Annotated in this window: 22 protein-coding genes; 3 read left to right on the top strand and 19 right to left on the bottom strand. The window is 67.5% G+C overall.

What is annotated here, in order from left to right:
- Nucleotides 1-33: 33 nt before the first annotated feature.
- The 3 genes from ACIRU3_RS29525 to ACIRU3_RS29515 all read right to left on the bottom strand — a co-directional run bounded on the left by ACIRU3_RS29525 (nt 34) and on the right by ACIRU3_RS29515 (nt 1,042).
- Nucleotides 34-396: a hypothetical protein gene (locus tag ACIRU3_RS29525; protein ID WP_404062369.1), complete on the bottom strand. Its 363-nt coding sequence runs from the start codon at nt 394-396 to the stop codon at nt 34-36.
- Nucleotides 393-665: a hypothetical protein gene (locus ACIRU3_RS29520; RefSeq protein ID WP_404062366.1), complete on the bottom strand. Its 273-nt coding sequence runs from the start codon at nt 663-665 to the stop codon at nt 393-395. The genes ACIRU3_RS29525 and ACIRU3_RS29520 overlap by 4 nt, the downstream gene beginning before the upstream one ends.
- A gap of 167 nt (nt 666-832) precedes the next feature.
- Nucleotides 833-1,042, bottom strand: coding sequence for a hypothetical protein (locus ACIRU3_RS29515; RefSeq protein ID WP_404062363.1), 210 nt, complete (start codon nt 1,040-1,042; stop codon nt 833-835).
- Between the two features lie 772 nt (nt 1,043-1,814).
- Here ACIRU3_RS29515 and ACIRU3_RS29510 point away from each other — a divergent pair.
- Entirely contained in the window at nt 1,815-3,188 is a 1,374-nt protein-coding gene (locus ACIRU3_RS29510) for a hypothetical protein (protein WP_404062360.1), read from the top strand.
- Between the two features lie 4 nt (nt 3,189-3,192).
- Here ACIRU3_RS29510 and ACIRU3_RS29505 read toward each other — a convergent pair whose 3' ends face one another.
- Together ACIRU3_RS29505 and ACIRU3_RS29500 are read right to left on the bottom strand one after the other, a co-directional pair.
- A complete protein-coding gene (locus ACIRU3_RS29505; protein WP_404062357.1) occupies nt 3,193-4,095 on the bottom strand; it encodes a phosphotransferase in 903 nt (300 codons plus the stop codon).
- Between the two features lie 5 nt (nt 4,096-4,100).
- Nucleotides 4,101-4,544 (bottom strand): GntR family transcriptional regulator, encoded by a 444-nt coding sequence (locus ACIRU3_RS29500; RefSeq protein ID WP_404062354.1) that lies wholly within the window; start codon nt 4,542-4,544, stop codon nt 4,101-4,103.
- Nucleotides 4,545-4,788: 244 nt separating this feature from the next.
- Here ACIRU3_RS29500 and ACIRU3_RS29495 point away from each other — a divergent pair, with 244 nt between their 5' ends.
- A complete protein-coding gene (locus tag ACIRU3_RS29495; protein ID WP_404062351.1) occupies nt 4,789-5,214 on the top strand; it encodes a hypothetical protein in 426 nt (141 codons plus the stop codon).
- 531 nt (nt 5,215-5,745) lie between these two features.
- Nucleotides 5,746-6,786, top strand: coding sequence for a helix-turn-helix domain-containing protein (locus ACIRU3_RS29490; protein WP_404062348.1), 1,041 nt, complete (start codon nt 5,746-5,748; stop codon nt 6,784-6,786).
- Nucleotides 6,787-6,790: 4 nt separating this feature from the next.
- Here the strand turns inward: ACIRU3_RS29490 and ACIRU3_RS29485 are convergent, their stop codons facing one another.
- The 14 genes from ACIRU3_RS29485 to ACIRU3_RS29420 form a co-directional block, all read right to left on the bottom strand.
- On the bottom strand, nt 6,791-8,233 hold the full coding sequence (locus tag ACIRU3_RS29485) for a tyrosine-type recombinase/integrase (RefSeq protein ID WP_404062345.1): 1,443 nt from the start codon (nt 8,231-8,233) through the stop codon (nt 6,791-6,793).
- Nucleotides 8,230-8,421, bottom strand: a complete 192-nt coding sequence (locus tag ACIRU3_RS29480) for an AlpA family transcriptional regulator (RefSeq protein ID WP_101400676.1) — start codon at nt 8,419-8,421, stop codon at nt 8,230-8,232. Before ACIRU3_RS29480 ends, ACIRU3_RS29485 begins: the two co-directional genes overlap by 4 nt.
- A 315-nt stretch (nt 8,422-8,736) precedes the next feature.
- Nucleotides 8,737-10,281: a YfjI family protein gene (locus ACIRU3_RS29475; protein WP_404062343.1), complete on the bottom strand. Its 1,545-nt coding sequence runs from the start codon at nt 10,279-10,281 to the stop codon at nt 8,737-8,739.
- A 157-nt stretch (nt 10,282-10,438) separates the two neighbouring features.
- On the bottom strand, nt 10,439-11,356 hold the full coding sequence (locus ACIRU3_RS29470) for a bifunctional DNA primase/polymerase (protein WP_404062340.1): 918 nt from the start codon (nt 11,354-11,356) through the stop codon (nt 10,439-10,441).
- Between the two features lie 84 nt (nt 11,357-11,440).
- Complete coding sequence (locus tag ACIRU3_RS29465; RefSeq protein ID WP_404062337.1) at nt 11,441-11,920, bottom strand: hypothetical protein; 480 nt, start codon at nt 11,918-11,920, stop codon at nt 11,441-11,443.
- 12 nt (nt 11,921-11,932) lie between these two features.
- Nucleotides 11,933-12,676, bottom strand: a complete 744-nt coding sequence (locus tag ACIRU3_RS29460) for a hypothetical protein (RefSeq protein ID WP_404062334.1) — start codon at nt 12,674-12,676, stop codon at nt 11,933-11,935.
- 47 nt (nt 12,677-12,723) lie between these two features.
- Nucleotides 12,724-13,317 (bottom strand): hypothetical protein, encoded by a 594-nt coding sequence (locus tag ACIRU3_RS29455; RefSeq protein WP_404062331.1) that lies wholly within the window; start codon nt 13,315-13,317, stop codon nt 12,724-12,726.
- Between the two features lie 14 nt (nt 13,318-13,331).
- Complete coding sequence (locus tag ACIRU3_RS29450) at nt 13,332-13,526, bottom strand: hypothetical protein (protein ID WP_404062329.1); 195 nt, start codon at nt 13,524-13,526, stop codon at nt 13,332-13,334.
- On the bottom strand, nt 13,523-13,714 hold the full coding sequence (locus tag ACIRU3_RS29445) for a hypothetical protein (protein WP_404062326.1): 192 nt from the start codon (nt 13,712-13,714) through the stop codon (nt 13,523-13,525). Before ACIRU3_RS29445 ends, ACIRU3_RS29450 begins: the two co-directional genes overlap by 4 nt.
- Nucleotides 13,715-13,730: 16 nt before the next feature.
- On the bottom strand, nt 13,731-13,985 hold the full coding sequence (locus tag ACIRU3_RS29440) for a hypothetical protein (protein WP_404062324.1): 255 nt from the start codon (nt 13,983-13,985) through the stop codon (nt 13,731-13,733).
- A gap of 141 nt (nt 13,986-14,126) precedes the next feature.
- Complete coding sequence (locus ACIRU3_RS29435; RefSeq protein WP_404062321.1) at nt 14,127-16,352, bottom strand: cell division protein FtsK; 2,226 nt, start codon at nt 16,350-16,352, stop codon at nt 14,127-14,129.
- An 80-nt stretch (nt 16,353-16,432) separates the two neighbouring features.
- Nucleotides 16,433-16,762, bottom strand: coding sequence for a hypothetical protein (locus ACIRU3_RS29430; RefSeq protein WP_404062319.1), 330 nt, complete (start codon nt 16,760-16,762; stop codon nt 16,433-16,435).
- On the bottom strand, nt 16,762-16,926 hold the full coding sequence (locus tag ACIRU3_RS29425; protein WP_404062647.1) for a pRL2-8: 165 nt from the start codon (nt 16,924-16,926) through the stop codon (nt 16,762-16,764). Before ACIRU3_RS29425 ends, ACIRU3_RS29430 begins: the two co-directional genes overlap by 1 nt.
- Before the next feature lie 2 nt (nt 16,927-16,928).
- Nucleotides 16,929-17,246: a hypothetical protein gene (locus ACIRU3_RS29420; protein ID WP_404062316.1), complete on the bottom strand. Its 318-nt coding sequence runs from the start codon at nt 17,244-17,246 to the stop codon at nt 16,929-16,931.

Raw genomic sequence — 17,246 nt, 5'->3', positions numbered from 1 at the left:
CCTTGTCAGGGGGTGACCGTCGGACCAGGCCGGTCAGGCGGCGTACTGGTCATCGGGAGTGGCGTGCGGGGTGCGCTCTCCGGGCGGTGCGGGGGCAGGGAGCTGGGCGTAGGCCACCAGATTCAGCTCAGCGCCCGCATACTCGATGGACGCGCTCAGGACGCGCGTGCGCCCCTCGCCCTGGGTGCCGTGTGTTACGTCGTCCGGTGCGATGCCCAGCGCCTCGCGCCACACCTCGAACTCGCTCAAGGCGTCGTGGAAGCGCAGATCCAGCCGGTTCGGGAAGATGTCGGTCACCTCCACCACCGGCGCCGGCAGGTGCCCGAAGTCAGCGGCGAGCAGGCGCAGCACCCTTAGCGGCACACTCAGGTCGTCCAGCGTCAGACCCTCGCTCATGCCGCAGCCGCCTTGCGCGGTGCGCGGCGGCGGGTGAAGCGGGGCAGCGCGACCACGTTGAAAAGTTCCGGGTCGTGCTGGACGACACGCGCGGGCAGGTCGTAGAAGTCCGGGTCGGTGATGATGTCGCGGGCCGCGTCCAGCCGAGCCGCGCGCTCCTTCTCGCTCTCGCCCTTGACTCCGAGCCAGAGGTCGACGGGAGCACCGAGGGCGAGTTCGAAGAAGTCCTGTGGGGTGTCGGCCCGGTGGCCGGACACGTAATTGCGCATGGGAGCTCCCATGTCGAAGGGACGGGAAGACCGGGGCCGCGCGAGATTTCCGAGAGGGCGGCTGACCCGGGAGATACGGCAACCGCCGCGCAAGCGGCGGGCCGGAGCGCCCCGGCCGGGAGTCGAACCCGGCCTACGACCATCGGGGCTGATAAGAGCGACTACGCCTACTTCTTGGGAAGGATCGCCACGATCGCCTCCGGGAACTCCTCGCGCAGTTCGTGAGCGAAGTAGACGGCGTCCGTCCCGTTGAGGCCGAGGCCTACGCTGGCGACCTCACACACTGCGGCGGCGCGCTGATACGCCACGACCATGTACGTGGCAGCCCTCTCCGAGCCGTCGTCCACCTCGGCTTGCTTGTCCCTGTGCCTGCTCATGGATGCCCTTCCTGGGTCGCGGTCTGTCCGGCTCCCCTCGGCACTGCTCGTACGAGACGAGCAGTGGAGGCAACCGGCCGCAGCGCACCGCGCCGCGGGACAGAAGAAGTAGAGGTAGAACCGGGCTTCACCAGTGCGCCGTTGCCACGGGCACCGGTCCCGAGCCGGGAAATCGGGTGCGTCATCGTCGCTGCTCTGACGCCAGCAGGCGGCCTGCACGAATCGGTACAGGGTGGCGTGCCGCCGACGACGTCACCCGGTCGCCGCGGGGGCGGTCTCACTCTTACCGCCACGTGCGTTGGGGCTCCCGCTGTACATCCCCACACCCGGGATCGGGTGGCGCCTGCCAAAGGCGCGTAGGGGGAGAGCTTCGTCCATCGCGGCGGTTTGCCCCCGGACCCTCGCCCTAGGCACCTGCCGTGACCGCCGCTCTCGCGTCAGCCCCGCACGATCACTGTTCAGTTCTCCGCAGTGCGGCATCCGGGCCTTGCCATCCGGGCACTGCCACACCCCGCGATGCGTGGTGTGTGTTACCTACCACTCACGTTGGCAGACGGATTCCGCGTCGTCAAGCGCTCTGGCTTTTGATCTCGGAACCGCCGGCCTGCCCCGTGGCGATGACTCAACTATCACCAGCAGGAACGAACTTCAGGAGCGTTCACTTGGGGGTGCACTCGTGCAGTGGGGGGTGTAAACCCTCTACACCCCCCGGCTGACCTGCGTAGAGTGGAGGTGCGCCACGGCGAGACTGCGACTGCGACCAGGGGGAGCAATGGCAGACGGGAACGACAAGCTGGCTGCGCTCATAAGGGAAGGCGACTTCTCACACAAGGCCCTCGCCCGTGCCGTCCTGGCCGCCGCTGCCCGCGCAGGAAAGGACATCACCTGTGATCACACCTACGTAAGCCGCTGGTTGAAGGGGTCCATCCCCCGAGGTGACCTCCCACGCTTCATAGCCGACGCGATCGGCCGCAAGGTCGGGCGGACGCTCACGCTCGATGACATCGGCATGGGCGCCGCAGCAACCGCAGCAGTTCAAGCCGGCGTTGGCCTTGACTTCGCCGACCGTCCCGAAGACGCGACGAAGACCGTGGCCGACCTCTGGCGCGCCGATCTCGCTGAGTCCGACGTACTGGTCAAGGCCAAGCCGGATCCCGTTGCCTGGCATGAAACGTCCGTACGATTCCTTGTGGCCCCTGCTGACGCGAGCCTGACCCGATCAGGAACCAGGGCCGTCGGCTCAGCCGACGTGGAAATGCTCCGCTCGACAGCCGACATGTTCGCCAGGCTCGACGGGCAGTTCGGCGGGGGGCACGCTCGCCGGGCACTAATCCAATACTTGCACTCGGATGTGCGGCCCATACTGGACGGTACATACACGGATGACGTCGGCCGACGACTGCACAACGCTGTCGCCGAAGCACTGCTGATCGCAGGTTGGATGTCGTACGACAGCGGCCTTCACGGGGCAGCTCAGCGCTACCTCATTCAGGCACTGCGGATGGCTCAATCCGCGGGTGACAGGCTCTTGGGCAGCAGCATCCTTTCCGCAATGAGCCATCAGGCAACCTTCCTCGGCAACTACCGCGAAGGCGCTACGCTCGCACGCGCGGCGAGCATGGGGCCAGCAGCGAGCCTTACACCCACCTTGGCAGCGCAATTCCGAGCCATGGAAGCAAGGGCCCTCGCACGCATGAACGACGCCCGAGGCTGCGAATTAGCCCTGGCAGAAGCAGAACGGCAACTCAGCCTCCGCACCGCCGACAGTGACCCGCCGTGGATTGCCTACTTCGATGAAGTAGAGCTTGCTGCGGAGTTCGGCCACTGCTTCCGCGACCTGGGGCGCTCGGTCGAAGCCACGGAGCGCGGGGCAGGGTCGATCGTCGGTGACGGCCTCAACAACCGGAGCGACTTCTTCGCGACGATGGTACAAGCTGAGTCGTACATTGCCCAAGGGGAGATCAGCCGCGGCTTCGACATCGCGAGAGAGGCACTGCAACTCGGGGAGAGCCTGAAGTCCGCACGCTGTGTGCAGTACGTACGGGAATTCAAGGACCGCATCACACCTGGCATGACAAAGGCTGCAGAATTTCGCGACTTCGAGGAGCAGGCTCGCAGCTTTCGCCTCTGGCAGCAGGCGGTGTAACGCCCTAGAACGGGGCCCAGTCTCGGCGCGATCCGCCTGAGCGCAGGCTCGCTACTCGCTTCTCGACCTCCTCAGCAGCGCGCGGATTCGCTCCGGCATTCTGAGACAGCCATGTGACCATGAGAAGTTCACGGACGCCCCTGAGAACCGTGTACCCCGACCACTGGCGGACATCGAAGCCGTAGCCGTCTACAAAGTCGTTGTACTCGGCTTCCGTGTGCCAGCCGAAGCTGTCGTAGTACATAGCCGTCTGCATAAGATCCCACTCGCGCGGGCCAGTGGCGAACCCATCCAGGTCAATCACCTTGGGCCGACCCGCCGCGTCATGCAGAACGTTGCCGACGTTGAAGTCTCCATGGAGGTGCCCCGCCGGCAGGGCGAACTGAAGACGGTGGTACTCGTCTGCCAGGTCCCCAGCCAGCCCGCACAGAAACGTGCGAGCCGACTTCGAGATCACAGCCCGCTCCAAGCGCTCTTGGACCTTGTCGAATGGCCGTAGCGGAGGCAGCAAAAGAGGCGGCGGCTCCAGGTCGTGGAGCCGTCGCAGAAGCGTGCCCATCTCGCCTGTAGTAGCAAAGGTCTCTCCGTCCGCCAGACCCTCCCAGAACGTCACAGGGTGGCCCTTGATTACGACGGGTTGTTCAGCGTCCGTGACAAGGCGTGCGGCCGGGTAGTCGTGAGCAGCCAGCCACCGGGCCACGGCAACCTCCCGGCGTACGGAAGGTAGTCGGTCGGGGCTACGGCCAACTCGTGAGACGATCTGGCCGCCGTCGATACGGAATACCGCATGGTCCCCCAACCGGAGGATCTTGATTCCGTCTGGATTCAGGTGAACCACGAGGCACGCACTTCGCAGGATGCTCTCTGCCTCATCCGCATCGAATTCGACGCGTTCACTCGTCGTCACGCCGTCTACTCCCCCTGTCCTGCCGGTAGGGCGCGGACTTCCCGCCCTCGTACGCTTCCCTTGCCGATGAGTCCCTGACCCTCCATCTGTGCGATAGCAGAGCGCACAGCAGTCCGCGATGCGCCAAGCCGATCGCACAGCTCCTTCTCTGTGGGGAAGCGATCACCGACCTTGAGTCCATCGGTCCGCATGATGTCGGTGACCCGCTCCACCAGCGGTCGTCTGTCGCCTGTCCCCGCCACGTACCAGCCGGCCCCCGGTACAGACTCGATCACACCGCCAGCCTTGAGTGCGCTCAGCGCCCGCTCGACAGTGCTGCGGCTCACGCCGTAGCTCTTCACGAGCTTTGCCTGAGAGGGCAGCGCCTCGGTGATCTCCCCCTTGTCAATCTTCTTGCGCAGAGACTCAGACACTTCCAGGTACGTGCCTCGCGGACTGGCCTGCTGCACGTCGCCTTCCCTTCATCGGTTCCGACTCGCCCCATCGTGGCATGCCAGCCGTCGGCGCCTACAGGCCTCTCGCTCGGACGGAGCCCTGCCTGCCCCATGTGACAGTGCTTGGCGGTCTCGAAGGAGCATCGGTCCGAAGTAACACTCGGCTCTTCTCGGACAGAAACTGGCGATGCGGCCCTTCACTCGGCCGCGGTCTCCGAGACTAGGCGGAGTCATCCCGGCCGCTCTCCCTGGAGGTCTCATGCTCATCCCGTCCGTGCCTACGGAAGTCGTGTATGTGAACGAGAACAACGTCACGCTGACCAAGCCCGTGCACGCCTGGGACGACCAAGGCCGGGCTTTGGTGTTGCTGCGAAACCGGCTGATGCGCGCCGACGAAATGGCCGGGTTCAAGGAAGTCCGCGAGGCCAACCCAATCGTTGGAATCGCGCCCGGTGGCGGCTGGGTGATCACGTGGTTCGACAAGGAGGAAGGCTGGGAGTCCTCCCAGCCAGTTTTGGCGTGGGCAATCCGTGCGAACGGGTATGCGGAGGCCGTCGACACGGACCCGACGGGTGACGCGTGTGTCGTCTCGGAGGTGGGCGGGGACCGACGCTTCTCCCACCCCCATGCGGAGTTTAAGAGCCCCGAGGGCGCGCAGGGCGAGGAAAACGCTGGCAAGGAGTAGCTGCACTGCTCTCGCACTTGCTGGGTTCGGACTGTCCGTGCCATCGCCCACCGGAAGCTGACCAGCCGGGCCCCTCCGGCGTCGGGGGAGGCAAGACGGCGCTAGACGGTGCTCGGCAGGGGCTCCGCGACACACCTCCGACACAGTCACCGTCCCCTTCCCTGCCCACCCCCGCTCCGCCGCAGGTCAATGGGGGTTTGGACCTTGAACGGCGCAATCACTCCGGAGCCGTGTGCGCAGGTTCGAATCCTGCCGGGGGCACTCGCCGAGGATCAGCAGAAATCAAACGCTGACCAGGGCGGATGCCGACATGAGAGAGCGGGAACCAGTCTCACTGGGTCCCGCTCTTTGTCGTTGGTACGCACAAGTTGCGATAGACCTGCGATAGAGATCGGTGACGCACGGCTACAGACCGCGAGCCCCTGCGGCTCAGCGCATGACTGGCGCCGGCGGAGCGTCGCTCGGGGAGGGGTTCAGTTGCAGAGGACCATCCGCCACGACAGGCGGAGCGATCGCCTGATATTTGGAGAGATGGAGCGGGTCTACCGCGACGCGGGTTTCACCTTCCACGCATCTGAGCTGGCATCCATCAAGGCGACGGACTTCCGAGCAGCCCTGATGAGCTGCCTGGCCGACGACGAGCAGGTCTACGTCGTGGATGGGGACTACGACGAGTTCGACGACGAGTACAGCACTCCCGGCCCAGTGAGCTTTGTCCAGCAGGAGGGAAAGCTACTGGTACGCGTCGAGGTAGTCACAAAGGCACACGAGGACGACGACGAGGGCTCTCCAGAGCCGCTCTACCGATCAGCCCTGCACCCCTACCTCACTCGCCATAGGGCTGCGCTGCGAAACGTAGAAATGGTGAGCAGCCAAGTGACCTCTCCTTGGGTGTGGGACTTCGATATCGAATGCAGTCTTCGCCAGAGGACCCTGGAGGACTTGTACGAGATCGGGCATGGCGCGATAGCCCTCCTAGATGCCTTCGCAAGTGGCCACCTCACGCGCGAGACCACCTTGGACCTACTCAGAGCCAGACATGCAGATGTCCTGGTAGGACAACCCGAGGGACCTTGGCTCGATGTGAAGAGCAGCCACTATGACCTCGACTCGACACAAGGGAAGATCTCCCTCGCGCAATCCGTCTCAAGGTTCGCCAACGCGGAGTACGGCGGAATCGTTGTGGTCGGCATGAAGGGAAAGAAGGTTCCAGGCGGAGAGGTGATCCATAGCGTTCATCCCGTCCCGATCGACGGCAGAACACTACGCCGATATCAGAGCGCCCTGGAACATCACCTCTATCCGCCGCCCGACCTCTTGGATATCGAGTATTACGAGACCGATGGCAAGGGAATCGTGTTCCTTCATGTCCCCCCGCAGCCTGAAGAACTGAAGCCATTCCTGGTGCACGGTGCTGTAGTGGACGGCCAAGTGGAGGGAGCTTTCATCAGCATCGTGCGCCGCCGAGGCGAAGGATCCATCCCTATCACCGCTCCCGCTATCCACTCCACACTGGCCGCTGGCCGCGCCCTCCTGAGACGCGGCCAGATACCAGATCAGGCAGCCGAGTAGGCGATCATTCCGGCCAATCAAGCTCGCGTTCAATCTTGTTGTTCATGACTTCTTCCTGGCCGTAGATACATCCCTCGTACACGCGATGGATCACTTCGGGTGAGTTGCCGACCCTACGCGCTACTTCGGCGACTGGCACTCCGGCGTTGAGCCACGTGGTAATGCAGGTGTGCCGCAGGTCGTACGGCCGACCCCCGAGGATGGAAGCCTGAAGGTCCGGCGGGAGTGCGTACTCCCGAGCGTCCCGCCACACACGCCAATAGGTGCTGCTGCCCACGAGACCGCCCCGCTCGTTCGTGAAGAGCCGCCCGTCCTTGGCCGTGCCGAACTCCTTCAGGTGGGCGCGAAGCATGGTCACGAGCGGCGGCGGAATCGGGACTGGCCGGTCTTCCTTGGCCTCTCTCGACTTCAGGCCGCGCTTGTCGTGGCGCTCTCCGCTGTCTGTCCACTGCTTGCCAGACACGGGGTGCGTGTCGTGGAGCGTCAGACTCCCCCACCCCTTCTCTGGGAGGAAGCAATCAGCCTTCCTGAGGCCCACGGCCTCACTCGGGCGGAGCCCCGCGAAGTACATGACCGCATAGAAGCCCACCAGGCGCCGGCCCTTCTTGCGATCCCATGTCCCAATGTAGGAGACCGAGGCGAGGAGTTGAGCGGCCTGCGTCTTGTTCACGAGAACACGGGGGTCCACACGGTCCGATGAGGAGCTCTTCACCTTCTTGATGGCGGTGAGTGGGTTCTCCGTCAGCAGCTTGCGCTCGATGGCGTATTCAACCGCCGTGTTGAGCGCGCGCCGACGACGACGGGAGGTCTCCCCCGCCGCGGGAGTGCCATCCAGTTTGAAGGAGATCCGATACTGAACATCGCGGAGAATCTTCGGGTCTTCCAGCGAGGAGACGAGAAGTGATTTCTTGGAGATCCACCCGTAGGCGTCTTCAAGTTCCTCCGGCGGGTCAAGTTCGGCGTTCTTGGGAATGACCGCCCACCGGAAGGCAAGGCGCAGCTCTTCCGGTGAAGGCATCTTCTGTTCCTGCTCCACCAGGGCCAGCGTCACCGCTGCGAGCCCGTCGGCGATTCCCTCACGGGTCTTGGCCGCGGCGGTTGGCCAGCGCATCGCCATGTACTCGCGGCAGAATGCGAACCAGGGGAGTTCCTCACGGACTTGCTCCGCAGTGACCTCGGCCCGTACCTCGGATTCAGGCAGACCGTCGGCGATGCGGAATGCCTCGCCGCGGCGCATTGCCTGCCACAGTTCAGATCTGCGGCTCTCTGCGAGAGCCACCGTGGCGAAGGTGGCGCTACTGACCTTTCCTCCGACTTTCCACCGGAGTTGGTAGGGACGCGTCTTGCTCTGCGCCTTGGCGACTTTCCACAGGCGCACGTCGAGCGAGAACCCCTCCGGGGCCGAGCGGTTGTTCTGCTTGGCCCCGTTGTCGGCGTCTTTCGTCACGCGCTCTCCTCCAGCGTCTGGAGCCACCGACTCAGTTCGGACCGGCGGATTCGCACCGCGCCGTTCGGGAGCTTGATGGACTTCGGGCCCTTCTTGTACTGCCGCCAGCGGTAGAACGTCGCTCGCGGTACGCCTATCTCTTCGATCACTTCGGGGATCGTCAGCATCTCGTCGCGGGGCTTGGCCACGACTCCTCCTTGGGCGAGAGAGCAAGGGAAGGTGGTGGGACCAGCCGAGAGCCGCCACAGAAACCACGAAAACCACAGAAACCCTGGATTGGCGGGCTGACCTGCGGCGATGCAGCGCGGTGGGGGCTGCCACAGAAATCGCGGGAAGTTCCACAGAAATAGGTGGCCGGACCGGCGGGGCCGGTGGCGGGTTATTTCTGTGGCTTCTCGGTTGGTTTCTGTGGCAGCGCTCCGCAAGCCCCTGACGGGGCTGTCTGTGCTGGTCAGGGGCTTGTCGGGGTTATTTCTGTGATTCTGTGGTTTCTGTGGCGGGGGTCAGGCGGTCTGGTCGGTCAGGCGGGGGTGAATGAGGTAGCGGGGCGAGGGGGGCCGGCCGCGTCCTCCGCTGCGCTGAACGGCTTGGGCTCGCACGTATCCGTGGTCTTCCAGCAGGGCCAACACGGGGTCGAGGTCGTTGGCGGTGCGGAACTCGGAGCGGGAGAGCTTGACCATCAGGTCCCGCTTGCTGACCTCGCGCCACCCGTGGGCGTGGAGCACTTCCAGCACGGTGCGGGCCCGCTCGACGATGCGGTCAGCTCCCATGGAGTCGAACGCGGCGAGGCTGTGGCTAATGAAGTACTCGCCCAGCGCGATCGCGTCGCGCATGGTCGCTTCCGCCACGGGCACCGTGTGCCCTTTGGTGAGGTGTTCGGCGAGGTGGAGCAAGGCGGCCATGCGCGCGGTGGCGCCGACCAGCTTGCCGCCCCAATCGCCGATCTGGCCCATGATGCCGCCGCGGGCTTCCAGCATCGGTTCCACCCGCGCCTGAAAGGCTTTCAGGGCGGCGACCGCCTCGGGGGTGAGCTGGATGAGGGCCGGATCGGTCCATTCGGCGAGGAACAGCGTCAGGTCGAGGACGTGGCGCCGGTAGGTCTCCATGACCTGCTCGGGGATAGGGTCCGGCTCGATCTTGCGGCGGCCGACCAGCGACTCGGGAACCGAGTAGAGGAACCTGCCGAGCAGGCCGCGACCTTTGAACCCGTCCTGGCGTCCGATGTCGTCCAAGACCTGTGGCTGCACGCACAAGCCCATGGTGAGGGCGGGGTGTTCGATGTATTCCTCTCGGGTCTGCCGGTCAACTTTGAGCCGGTCGCCGGCGTGGCCTTTGAGGAAGACGCCCATGTTGGGCTTGCCGGAGTAGCGTCCGGCGATGATGTCGAAGATGTCGCCCTCCGCGGACATGACGGAGATCCGCCCGCCCTGCTCGGCCATGCGGGAGGTGACCGTCTCGGCGGTGGTGTCGTCGGCGAGCAACTGCGGTTTGGCCGGCACGCTGACGCTCTCCGCGGTCTGCGCCAGCGCGATCGCCGTGGCCACCAGTTCATCCCGCTCGTCCGCGCCTGCCGTGGCTGCCTTGGACGCGGCCTTGTCGGCTGCCTCTTTGGCGAGCCGGGCGGTCATCTCGGCTTCCACGATGGCCGGTTGGGTCAGCGTGCGGAGCTGCTGTTCGGCCTCGTACAGCGGGTCGGTGAGTAGGCCGAACACGGCGGACTTGCGGTTGGCGGGCGGCAGCGAGACGACGACGTAGAGGTTGGTGGGCTCGCGCCAGTGCCCGCGCACCTGCACGACCGCCCTTCCGCCCGCCGCGGTGGCGAGCACGGACAGGGCGATGCATCCGGCGAGGTCGACGGGGGTCTGTGTCTCCTCGGCGACCGCGGCCACGAACTCCCGCAGCCACCCCGGAAGCGAGGCGGTGGGGAAGGGGGCGAGCTTGCGGGGCCCGGCGAGGGGAACGGGGTCCTCCCACACGGGTGCGGGCGGCGCGTCGAGGGTGGGCAGTCCGGCCCACAGGTCGGTGTTGTCCACAGGCTGTGCGGTCATGAGGCTGCCCTCCCTTCGGTGGGAGCTCCGGTGTGCGGGTCAGGACCGAGTGCAGTGCGGACGCCTTCGGCGACGTCCTTTCGGTCGCCTACGGTGGCCCGTGGTGCGGCCTGTGTGGCGTTCTGAGGCTGTTTCAGGGGATTGAAGGGCTTATAGGTCATGCGGCGCCCCTCTCGGCCGCGTTGAGGCCGTTGGTGACCGCGCGGCGGGCGTAGGGCTCGGGGACACCGACCGAGACGGCTGCGGCCACGATCTCTGCCCCGATCACGTCGATTCCGCACGGGCCAGGGCAGCCGGTGTGCTGTGCGGCGAGGAACCGGGCCACGCCGAACGCCTGTGATCCGGCACCGGATTCGGTGCGGGAGCGTACGAGGGTGAGGCCCCTTTCCAGGCCCGTGCGGACGTAGACGTCGGTGTGGCGGCATCCGGTGGCCACTGTCCGGTCCCAGGTGGCGCGCTCGGGGAGGGAAGAGACCACCTCCCCGCGGGCGGGGGTGGTCTCTTCCTTCACCACCAGGGCGCGGACGGTGGACGGCAGATCGGCCATGCGACCGGTGCCCGGACCGAGCCAACGGGCGTACGACATCAGGGACTTGATGTCCACGCCAGCCCGGACCGCGTTGTGCGACCCCATGACGCCCCGGTAGATCCAGTGCTCTCCGCGCGTCGTCGCCACGGTTCGGGTGGTGGGCAGGGTCTCGCGGGCCCAGACGACGGCCGCCGCGTTGTCGAGGTCGACCACGGTCAGCCCCGCCCCGCCGGGGTGGTAGCCGACGCACACGGCCCGCCCCCATGCCGCCACCCACAGCGGCGAGGTGAGGGCGTTCCGGTCGGTGGTGGCAGCAGCCCAGGCGTGGCAGGGGGCGGGGCAGTTGCAGGTGCCCGCGCGCTTCATGTTCGGTCGCCCGCCGCACGCGTTCTTGGCGCACGCGCGGCAGTTGCCGAACGGTACCTTCCCGTCCCGCAGCGGCAGCACCGGCACACCGGCCGCCGCGAGGTACAGCGCAGTGCGCAGATTGCTGCCGTCCTGTTGGTCCGTGCCGCGGGGGCGCAGGGTCTTGCGGTCAGGTGTCATGCTGGAGGTCTCCTGTTTCTGTCGAAGGGACGGAGAACCGGGGCGGTCGCGGTCTTTGGCGAGAGGCGACCGCCCCAGCCACAGCTACTGCTCGGCGGTGAGCGAGAGGGCGTACTCCCGGCGGACGTAGGCGCGCGGTTCGTAGAACGGGCCCGGTTGGTCCATGTCCAGCAGGAACACGGCTGCCGCGTCGGCGGCCTTGGTGGCCTCGCCGTACGGCACGTCGGGCTCGTCGAGCAGCGCGATGCGATCCAGCAGGGCGGCCTTGCGCAGGTAGAACTCCCGATCCAGCTCGGTGAAGCACTCGGCGTCGGCGAGGGTCCGCGCCACCCACCCGATCTCGCTGTTGATGCTGGGGGCGTCGGCGTACGCCTGCTCGGGGGTGAGCCCGTCCTCGGCGGGCTCGGCGCTGGTGGGCTTGTGCTCGGCGCGGGCGTAGAGGCGGTTCCGCTTGCGGTCACGGGAGGGGTAGACACTCACGGTGCCGGTCGTGAACGTGCGGTCCAGCGCGGCGACGATCGGTTCGGTGTCGGCGGGGTCGCAGATGATGCGGATCTCGAACATGACTTCCTTTCGTCAGGACGCGTCGAGGAAGGGCTGTTGCCAGGGCGGCAGGCTGGCCAGGACGCGGGTACGCCAGCGCATGGCGTAGTCGATGCAGTTGGCGCAGTTCTTGTGTGTGTGGCCGGGCAGCGGGGGCCTACGGCGGGCGTGATAGCTCCACGCGGCGGAATCGGCCGATGCGAGCAGGTGGCCGACCCTTTCCAGTCCCAGCGTCTTGAAGCCGAAGCCGTGCAGCTTCAGCCCGCGCGCGGCCATCGCGGTCACGATCGCCGCTCCCTCGCGGGTGGACTGCAAGCGGCAGACCGAGCCGAGCCCGACCGTGGGTTCGCGGGTCAGGTCGACCCCCGCACGCTCGTACAACTCGGCACACGACTCGTAGTCCGCGACCGTCCGGCCCTGAATGACAGGGGCTATGCGCAACTCGGGAGCGAGGGAGCGCAGTTCGAGGAAGTTGGCGACGGTGCGGCGGATGTGCTCCGGCACGCTGAGGTGGGTGCCGACGAACACGTTTGGTCCGGCGGTGCCGCCGTGGATGATGAGGTCTTCGCACATCCAGTCCTGCGGTGCGGCCCAGTCGTAGGGGCCGACGCATTCCCAGATGCGGCGCAGGTCCTCGATGTACTGGCGCGGGGAGCGCGTCCAACAGCCGTGGCGCTGGAGCTCCGAGAACCCGCCGGAGTCCACCGCGTACGGACCGCGCGCCGCATCCAGCTTGACCGCGTTCACGAAGTGCTCGGACTTCAAGAACAGCGGCACCCTGGTCAGCCGAACCCAATGCCGCTTGTGCGTGGTCAGGTAGAACCTCACCGATCCCCCCGCGGGATCTCCGGGAGTCCCGCGGCTTCCAGCACCTTGGGGTCGAAGCCGGGCAGCGTGGAGCGGGTGACGAGGGCCTGTGCGAGCTGTTCGGCGTAGGCGGCTCCGGTGCGGGCGACCTCGATCTGTGTCGTGGCGCGGAGGGTTTCGACGCGCTCGACGTGGGCGTACTCCTCGCGCCGCTCGCTCGTCTGTCGCTCGTACGCGACGGTCTCGCGGTGGTCGTGGCGCCAGTAGCGGGCGGCGAGGCCGTAGGCGCCGGCCGTGGCCAGGGACCACAGCAGCAGGGGCAGCGGGAGCCCGTCGGCGTATCCGGCCACGCCCGCGAAGGCGAGCGCGCCGGAAGCGGCGAACGCGGTCCCCACGAGCACGGAATCGCCCGTGCTGTTGCCCGCGGCCACGCCCGCGGCGGCAGCACCGGCGGACAGGACGGCCATCAACGCGGCGTTGCCGACGGAGTGTTCGGCGCCGTTGGCGTTCCAGATCCGGGCCAGCGCGAGCACGGTCGTGGTGGCGATGGCGGGCGCGGCCTTGGGCGTCGCGGTGGCGAGCCAGTGCCGCGCGACGATGGGTTCGTTCACGAGTACTCCTCGGGTCAGTGGCCGAGCTGGGACAGGAAGCGAGCGAAGGACGCCACCAGGTCGTGAATCGGGCCGTAGGCGCCGGTCCCGGCGGTGAAGAAGCCGAACAGGAACAGCAGCACCGCGCCGCCCGCGTTGGCGGCTCGGGTCTTCACCGCGATGACGGAGGCGACGCCGAACAGCAGCACCGCGGAGATGGTCAGGGTCATCGCGAGCCCTCCGGGCGGGCGAGGCTGGTGAACCGGGCACGCATGTCAGCCAGTGCGCGGCGCAGTTCGGCGAGGCCGGCCGGATCAGTGCGGAACGAGGCCTGGACTTCGGCGAAGGGCAGGAAGTCACTCGCCTCGTCGTGGCAGACGATGACGGGCGGCCGGCGGTGCTCAGGGCTGTGAGACATGGGTCCTCTCCCGGGGTCAGTCGGCGGTGCCGGCGCGGTAGATGCGGGCGAAGCGGTTGTAGAGCCAGCGGCCGACGCGTATGCGCTTGCCGGTGGCGTGGCAGCGGCGGCAGTCCTTGCCGCGCTTGAGCCGTCCCTTGCGGTCGGTCTTGAGCTTGTGGCCCATGCCGCGGCACTTGCGGCAGTCGCCGAACGGCGAGGCCGCACACACCGCGACGTAACACAGTGTGACGCCAAGCAGGAGTGTGATAGCGAGCAGGGTGAGGGTCATGAAGGGCCCTTCCAGGCGGGTTTCAGGGGTTTCCGCAGGTGGGCAGCTATGCGCTAGCGACCTGATCAGAGCGGGTTTGGGGCGCTAAGCGGGCCGCTAACGCTAGCGGGGTGTGCCGCTAGCGATATCGGCCCGTGGCGGTCAGCCCGCGTCCCGCTTTCCGTCACGCTCTGCAATCGCGGCGGTGATATGGGAGCGGTCGACACCGCGCCGGTTGACGACCTTGCCGTCCACCCGGCGGCCCACCTGGATCGTGGACAGCCCCCGCGGCTTCAACGCGGCGGCGAGGGTCTCCGGCTCCCATCCGTCGTAGACCTCGGGGCGCAGTTCAGCGAGCCGCGCGACGACGGTCTCGGACCACACCTTGGTTTCCTTGACGGGGATCACGGCGAGCAGGTCGGCGAGCAGGTCGTAAGCGCTCGCGACGGTCTCGGGCTCTTCCCCGAGCGCGTGCCCGGACAGCAGTCCGGCCAGCTCACGGGCCTTGCGGGCGCGTGCGGCGATGCTGTCCGCGCCGGGCCCGTCGACGTAGACCGAGCCGACGATCCGGGCGTCGGAGCCTTCACCCACGAAGTAGTGGATGCCCTTGTCGCCCCAGGCGAACATGGTCGCCCGCACGCCCCGCTTGTAGGCGGACGTGCCGAGCACCATGTCGTTCTCCAACTGCCCCATGACCTTCAGGCACCAGCGCGCCGACGCGTTCGCGCTGATGCCGGTGGGCAGCGCCTTCGCGTCCGGGCGCTGGGTGGCGAGCAGCAGCACGATGCCGGTGGCCGGACCGCGCTTGACCAGGTCGGTTGCGATCTCCTCGAACTCGTCCTTGTGCTTGGGGTGTTCGAAGAGCACCTGGCACTCGTCCACCCCGATCACGATCGGGTGCAGGCCAAGGGAGCGCTTGTCGGCGAGTTCGCTGGTCACCTTCGACTCCGGGCAGATGTCCCGCGGAAGCGAGCGGATCACCTTCGTGCGCCGGCGCAGTTCCTCGCGCAGCGCCCGGAAGTCCCTGAGCGCGTACTCGATGGCCTCGTCATCGTCGCCCGCGGCGTGCCGGTGCGAAACCGCGTTGCCGACCGGGTCCAGATCTCCGGTGCCCTTCATGTCGTAGGTGTGCAACTCGGCGCGCGGGTCCAGCGCCGCGATCAGCAGCAGGAGGCGGAGCAGGAACGTCTTGCCCATGCGCGGGATGGCGCCGATGATGCCCGCGATGTACATCAGGGTGACCTCGACCCAGCGTCCGCGCTGGTCGGTGCCGTAGGCGACGGGCTTGAACAGGTTCACCGAACCGCTGGTCAGCAGCGGCCACTTGGGCTTCTTCGAGGTCGACATGTCCTGGTCGCCGACCCACAGCACCAGGTGTCCGGTGTGCTCGTTGGGGACCGCCTCGGGCCACACACACCCGAGCGGGCGGCGCAGGCCGGAGGCGAGCCGGTCGCGCCGCTCGATGACGTCCGTGACGGTCACGCCGTACGGGAGGTTGCCCTCCGCACGCCAGCCCGGACCGTCGCGGGTGATCGGGGCGGTGAACTCGAAGCCGTCCCGCCCCTTGCCCTGCGCCTGGTTGATGGCCGGGATGCCGAGCGAGCCGAGCGCACGCAGCACGATGTCACTGGTGAGCTTGACCGCCTTCGGGAGCTCCACCGCGCGGTGGATGACCGGGTCATCGGCCTTGCGTCCGGCGAACCCGAGCGCCATCACGACCGCGCTCACCGACACAGCCTGAAGCCAGTCGGGGGCGAGCACGTAGATGGCGAGCGCGGAACCGAGCCCGATGAACATCGCGAGCACGGCCACCAGGGTGCGGAGTCGGACCCGACCGTCACGCTGCCGCGACAGCTTCAGGTACTCGGCCGCGTCCTCACGGCGGACCGCGGCGAGGCGGACCGGTTCGCCCTCACGGTCGGCCACCCACCGCATGGTGCCGCCCAGGAACTTCGCGGCCCCGGACGGTGCCTGAAGCGTGAGCCGCGCGGCGTAGACCGGCGTGCGCAGCGCGTGGTAGCCGACCGAGTGGGCGTAGTGCCGTGCCACCCATCCGGTGGCGGTCTTCAGCTCCGCCGTGGACTTCAGCCACGCCGGAACGACGTCACGGCGCTGCGCGGCGAGCAGCCGACCGAGGTAGCCCGGACCGGCCGCCTTGGCGGCCGGAAGGTCGACCAGCGGTCGGGTGGTCGGGTCGCCCGACTCGGCAGCCGACCGACCACTCTCGGAGTCGGCCGACGGGTCGGCGTCGGGTCGGGTGGTCGGGTCGGCCGACTCGCTGCGGGCCGATCGGGCCTTGTCGAGGTCGACCACCTCGCCCCCGGAGTCGGCGGCGATTTCGGCTTCCAGCCGGTTGAAGAGTTCGTTGTCGTCGTCGGGGTGCTTCACTGAGATTCCTTCCACTTTCGGGTGTGAGGGAGAGCGGGTCCGGCCGACGCTGTAGGAGGTGAGCGGCCGGACCCGCGGGGTTACATGCCGGGCGGGAGTGCCCTGCCGGCGGGGAACTCGAAGACCGTGACCAGGACTTCAAGGCCGGGGTCGTCGGCGTAGGCAACGCGGGTGTAGACGACCGTGAACTCGGTGCCGTCGCGGCCGGTGGTCGGATAGGCGCGGACGTCGTGGCCCCAGGACCGGCGTCGGCTGACCGCGAAGCGGGCGTAGGACGCCGGGATCACGCTGTGCGCGCCGAACCGGCTGCCGGACAGGCAGACGACCCGCGCGGAGTCGGCGGGCAGCGGCCGACCGAGCGAGTCGCCCGAGCCGCGGAAGAGTCGGGTGATCCATTTCAGGTTCACCATCAGCTCGACTTCTTCTTGGGCACGAGGTACGGGTGGCCGTTGTGCATGTGGTCCAGGCACGGCTGGCAGTCCTCGCCGGGCTTGAGCTTGCGGTGGATGCTCTTGTCGTAGGCGTGCTGCCAGCACTGCGGGCACGCGCCGGGAGGCGTCTCGCGGGCGGCCATGGTCACCACCAACCCGACGACTTCTTGGCGGCCTTCGCGGCGGCGGCCTCGTTCACGATCCGCTGCCGCTCGTTCTGCAGCGCGGTCAGCTCCGCGGTGAGCCGGGTCAGCGCCGACTGCCACAGCGTCTCCAGCTTCCGTTCCGCGCGGCTGCCGCTCTTGCCTCGGGCGACCTTGTACGAGCCGCCGGCGAGGGCCCGCATCACCGCGCGCCGCTCCTGGCCGGTGAGCGGCCACATCTCTTCCTTGCGGACCGCTTCGAGCTTGCGTTCCGTCTGCCGGATCTCGCGGTCCAGGCGGCTGGTGTTGGGCTTGGCCAT

This window comes from Streptomyces sp. NPDC101151, from assembly GCF_044768335.1.
Taxonomy (GTDB): domain Bacteria; phylum Actinomycetota; class Actinomycetes; order Streptomycetales; family Streptomycetaceae; genus Streptomyces.
The sequence above is the reverse complement of the archived record's forward strand: the minus strand, read 5'-3'. Positions and strand labels throughout refer to the sequence as shown.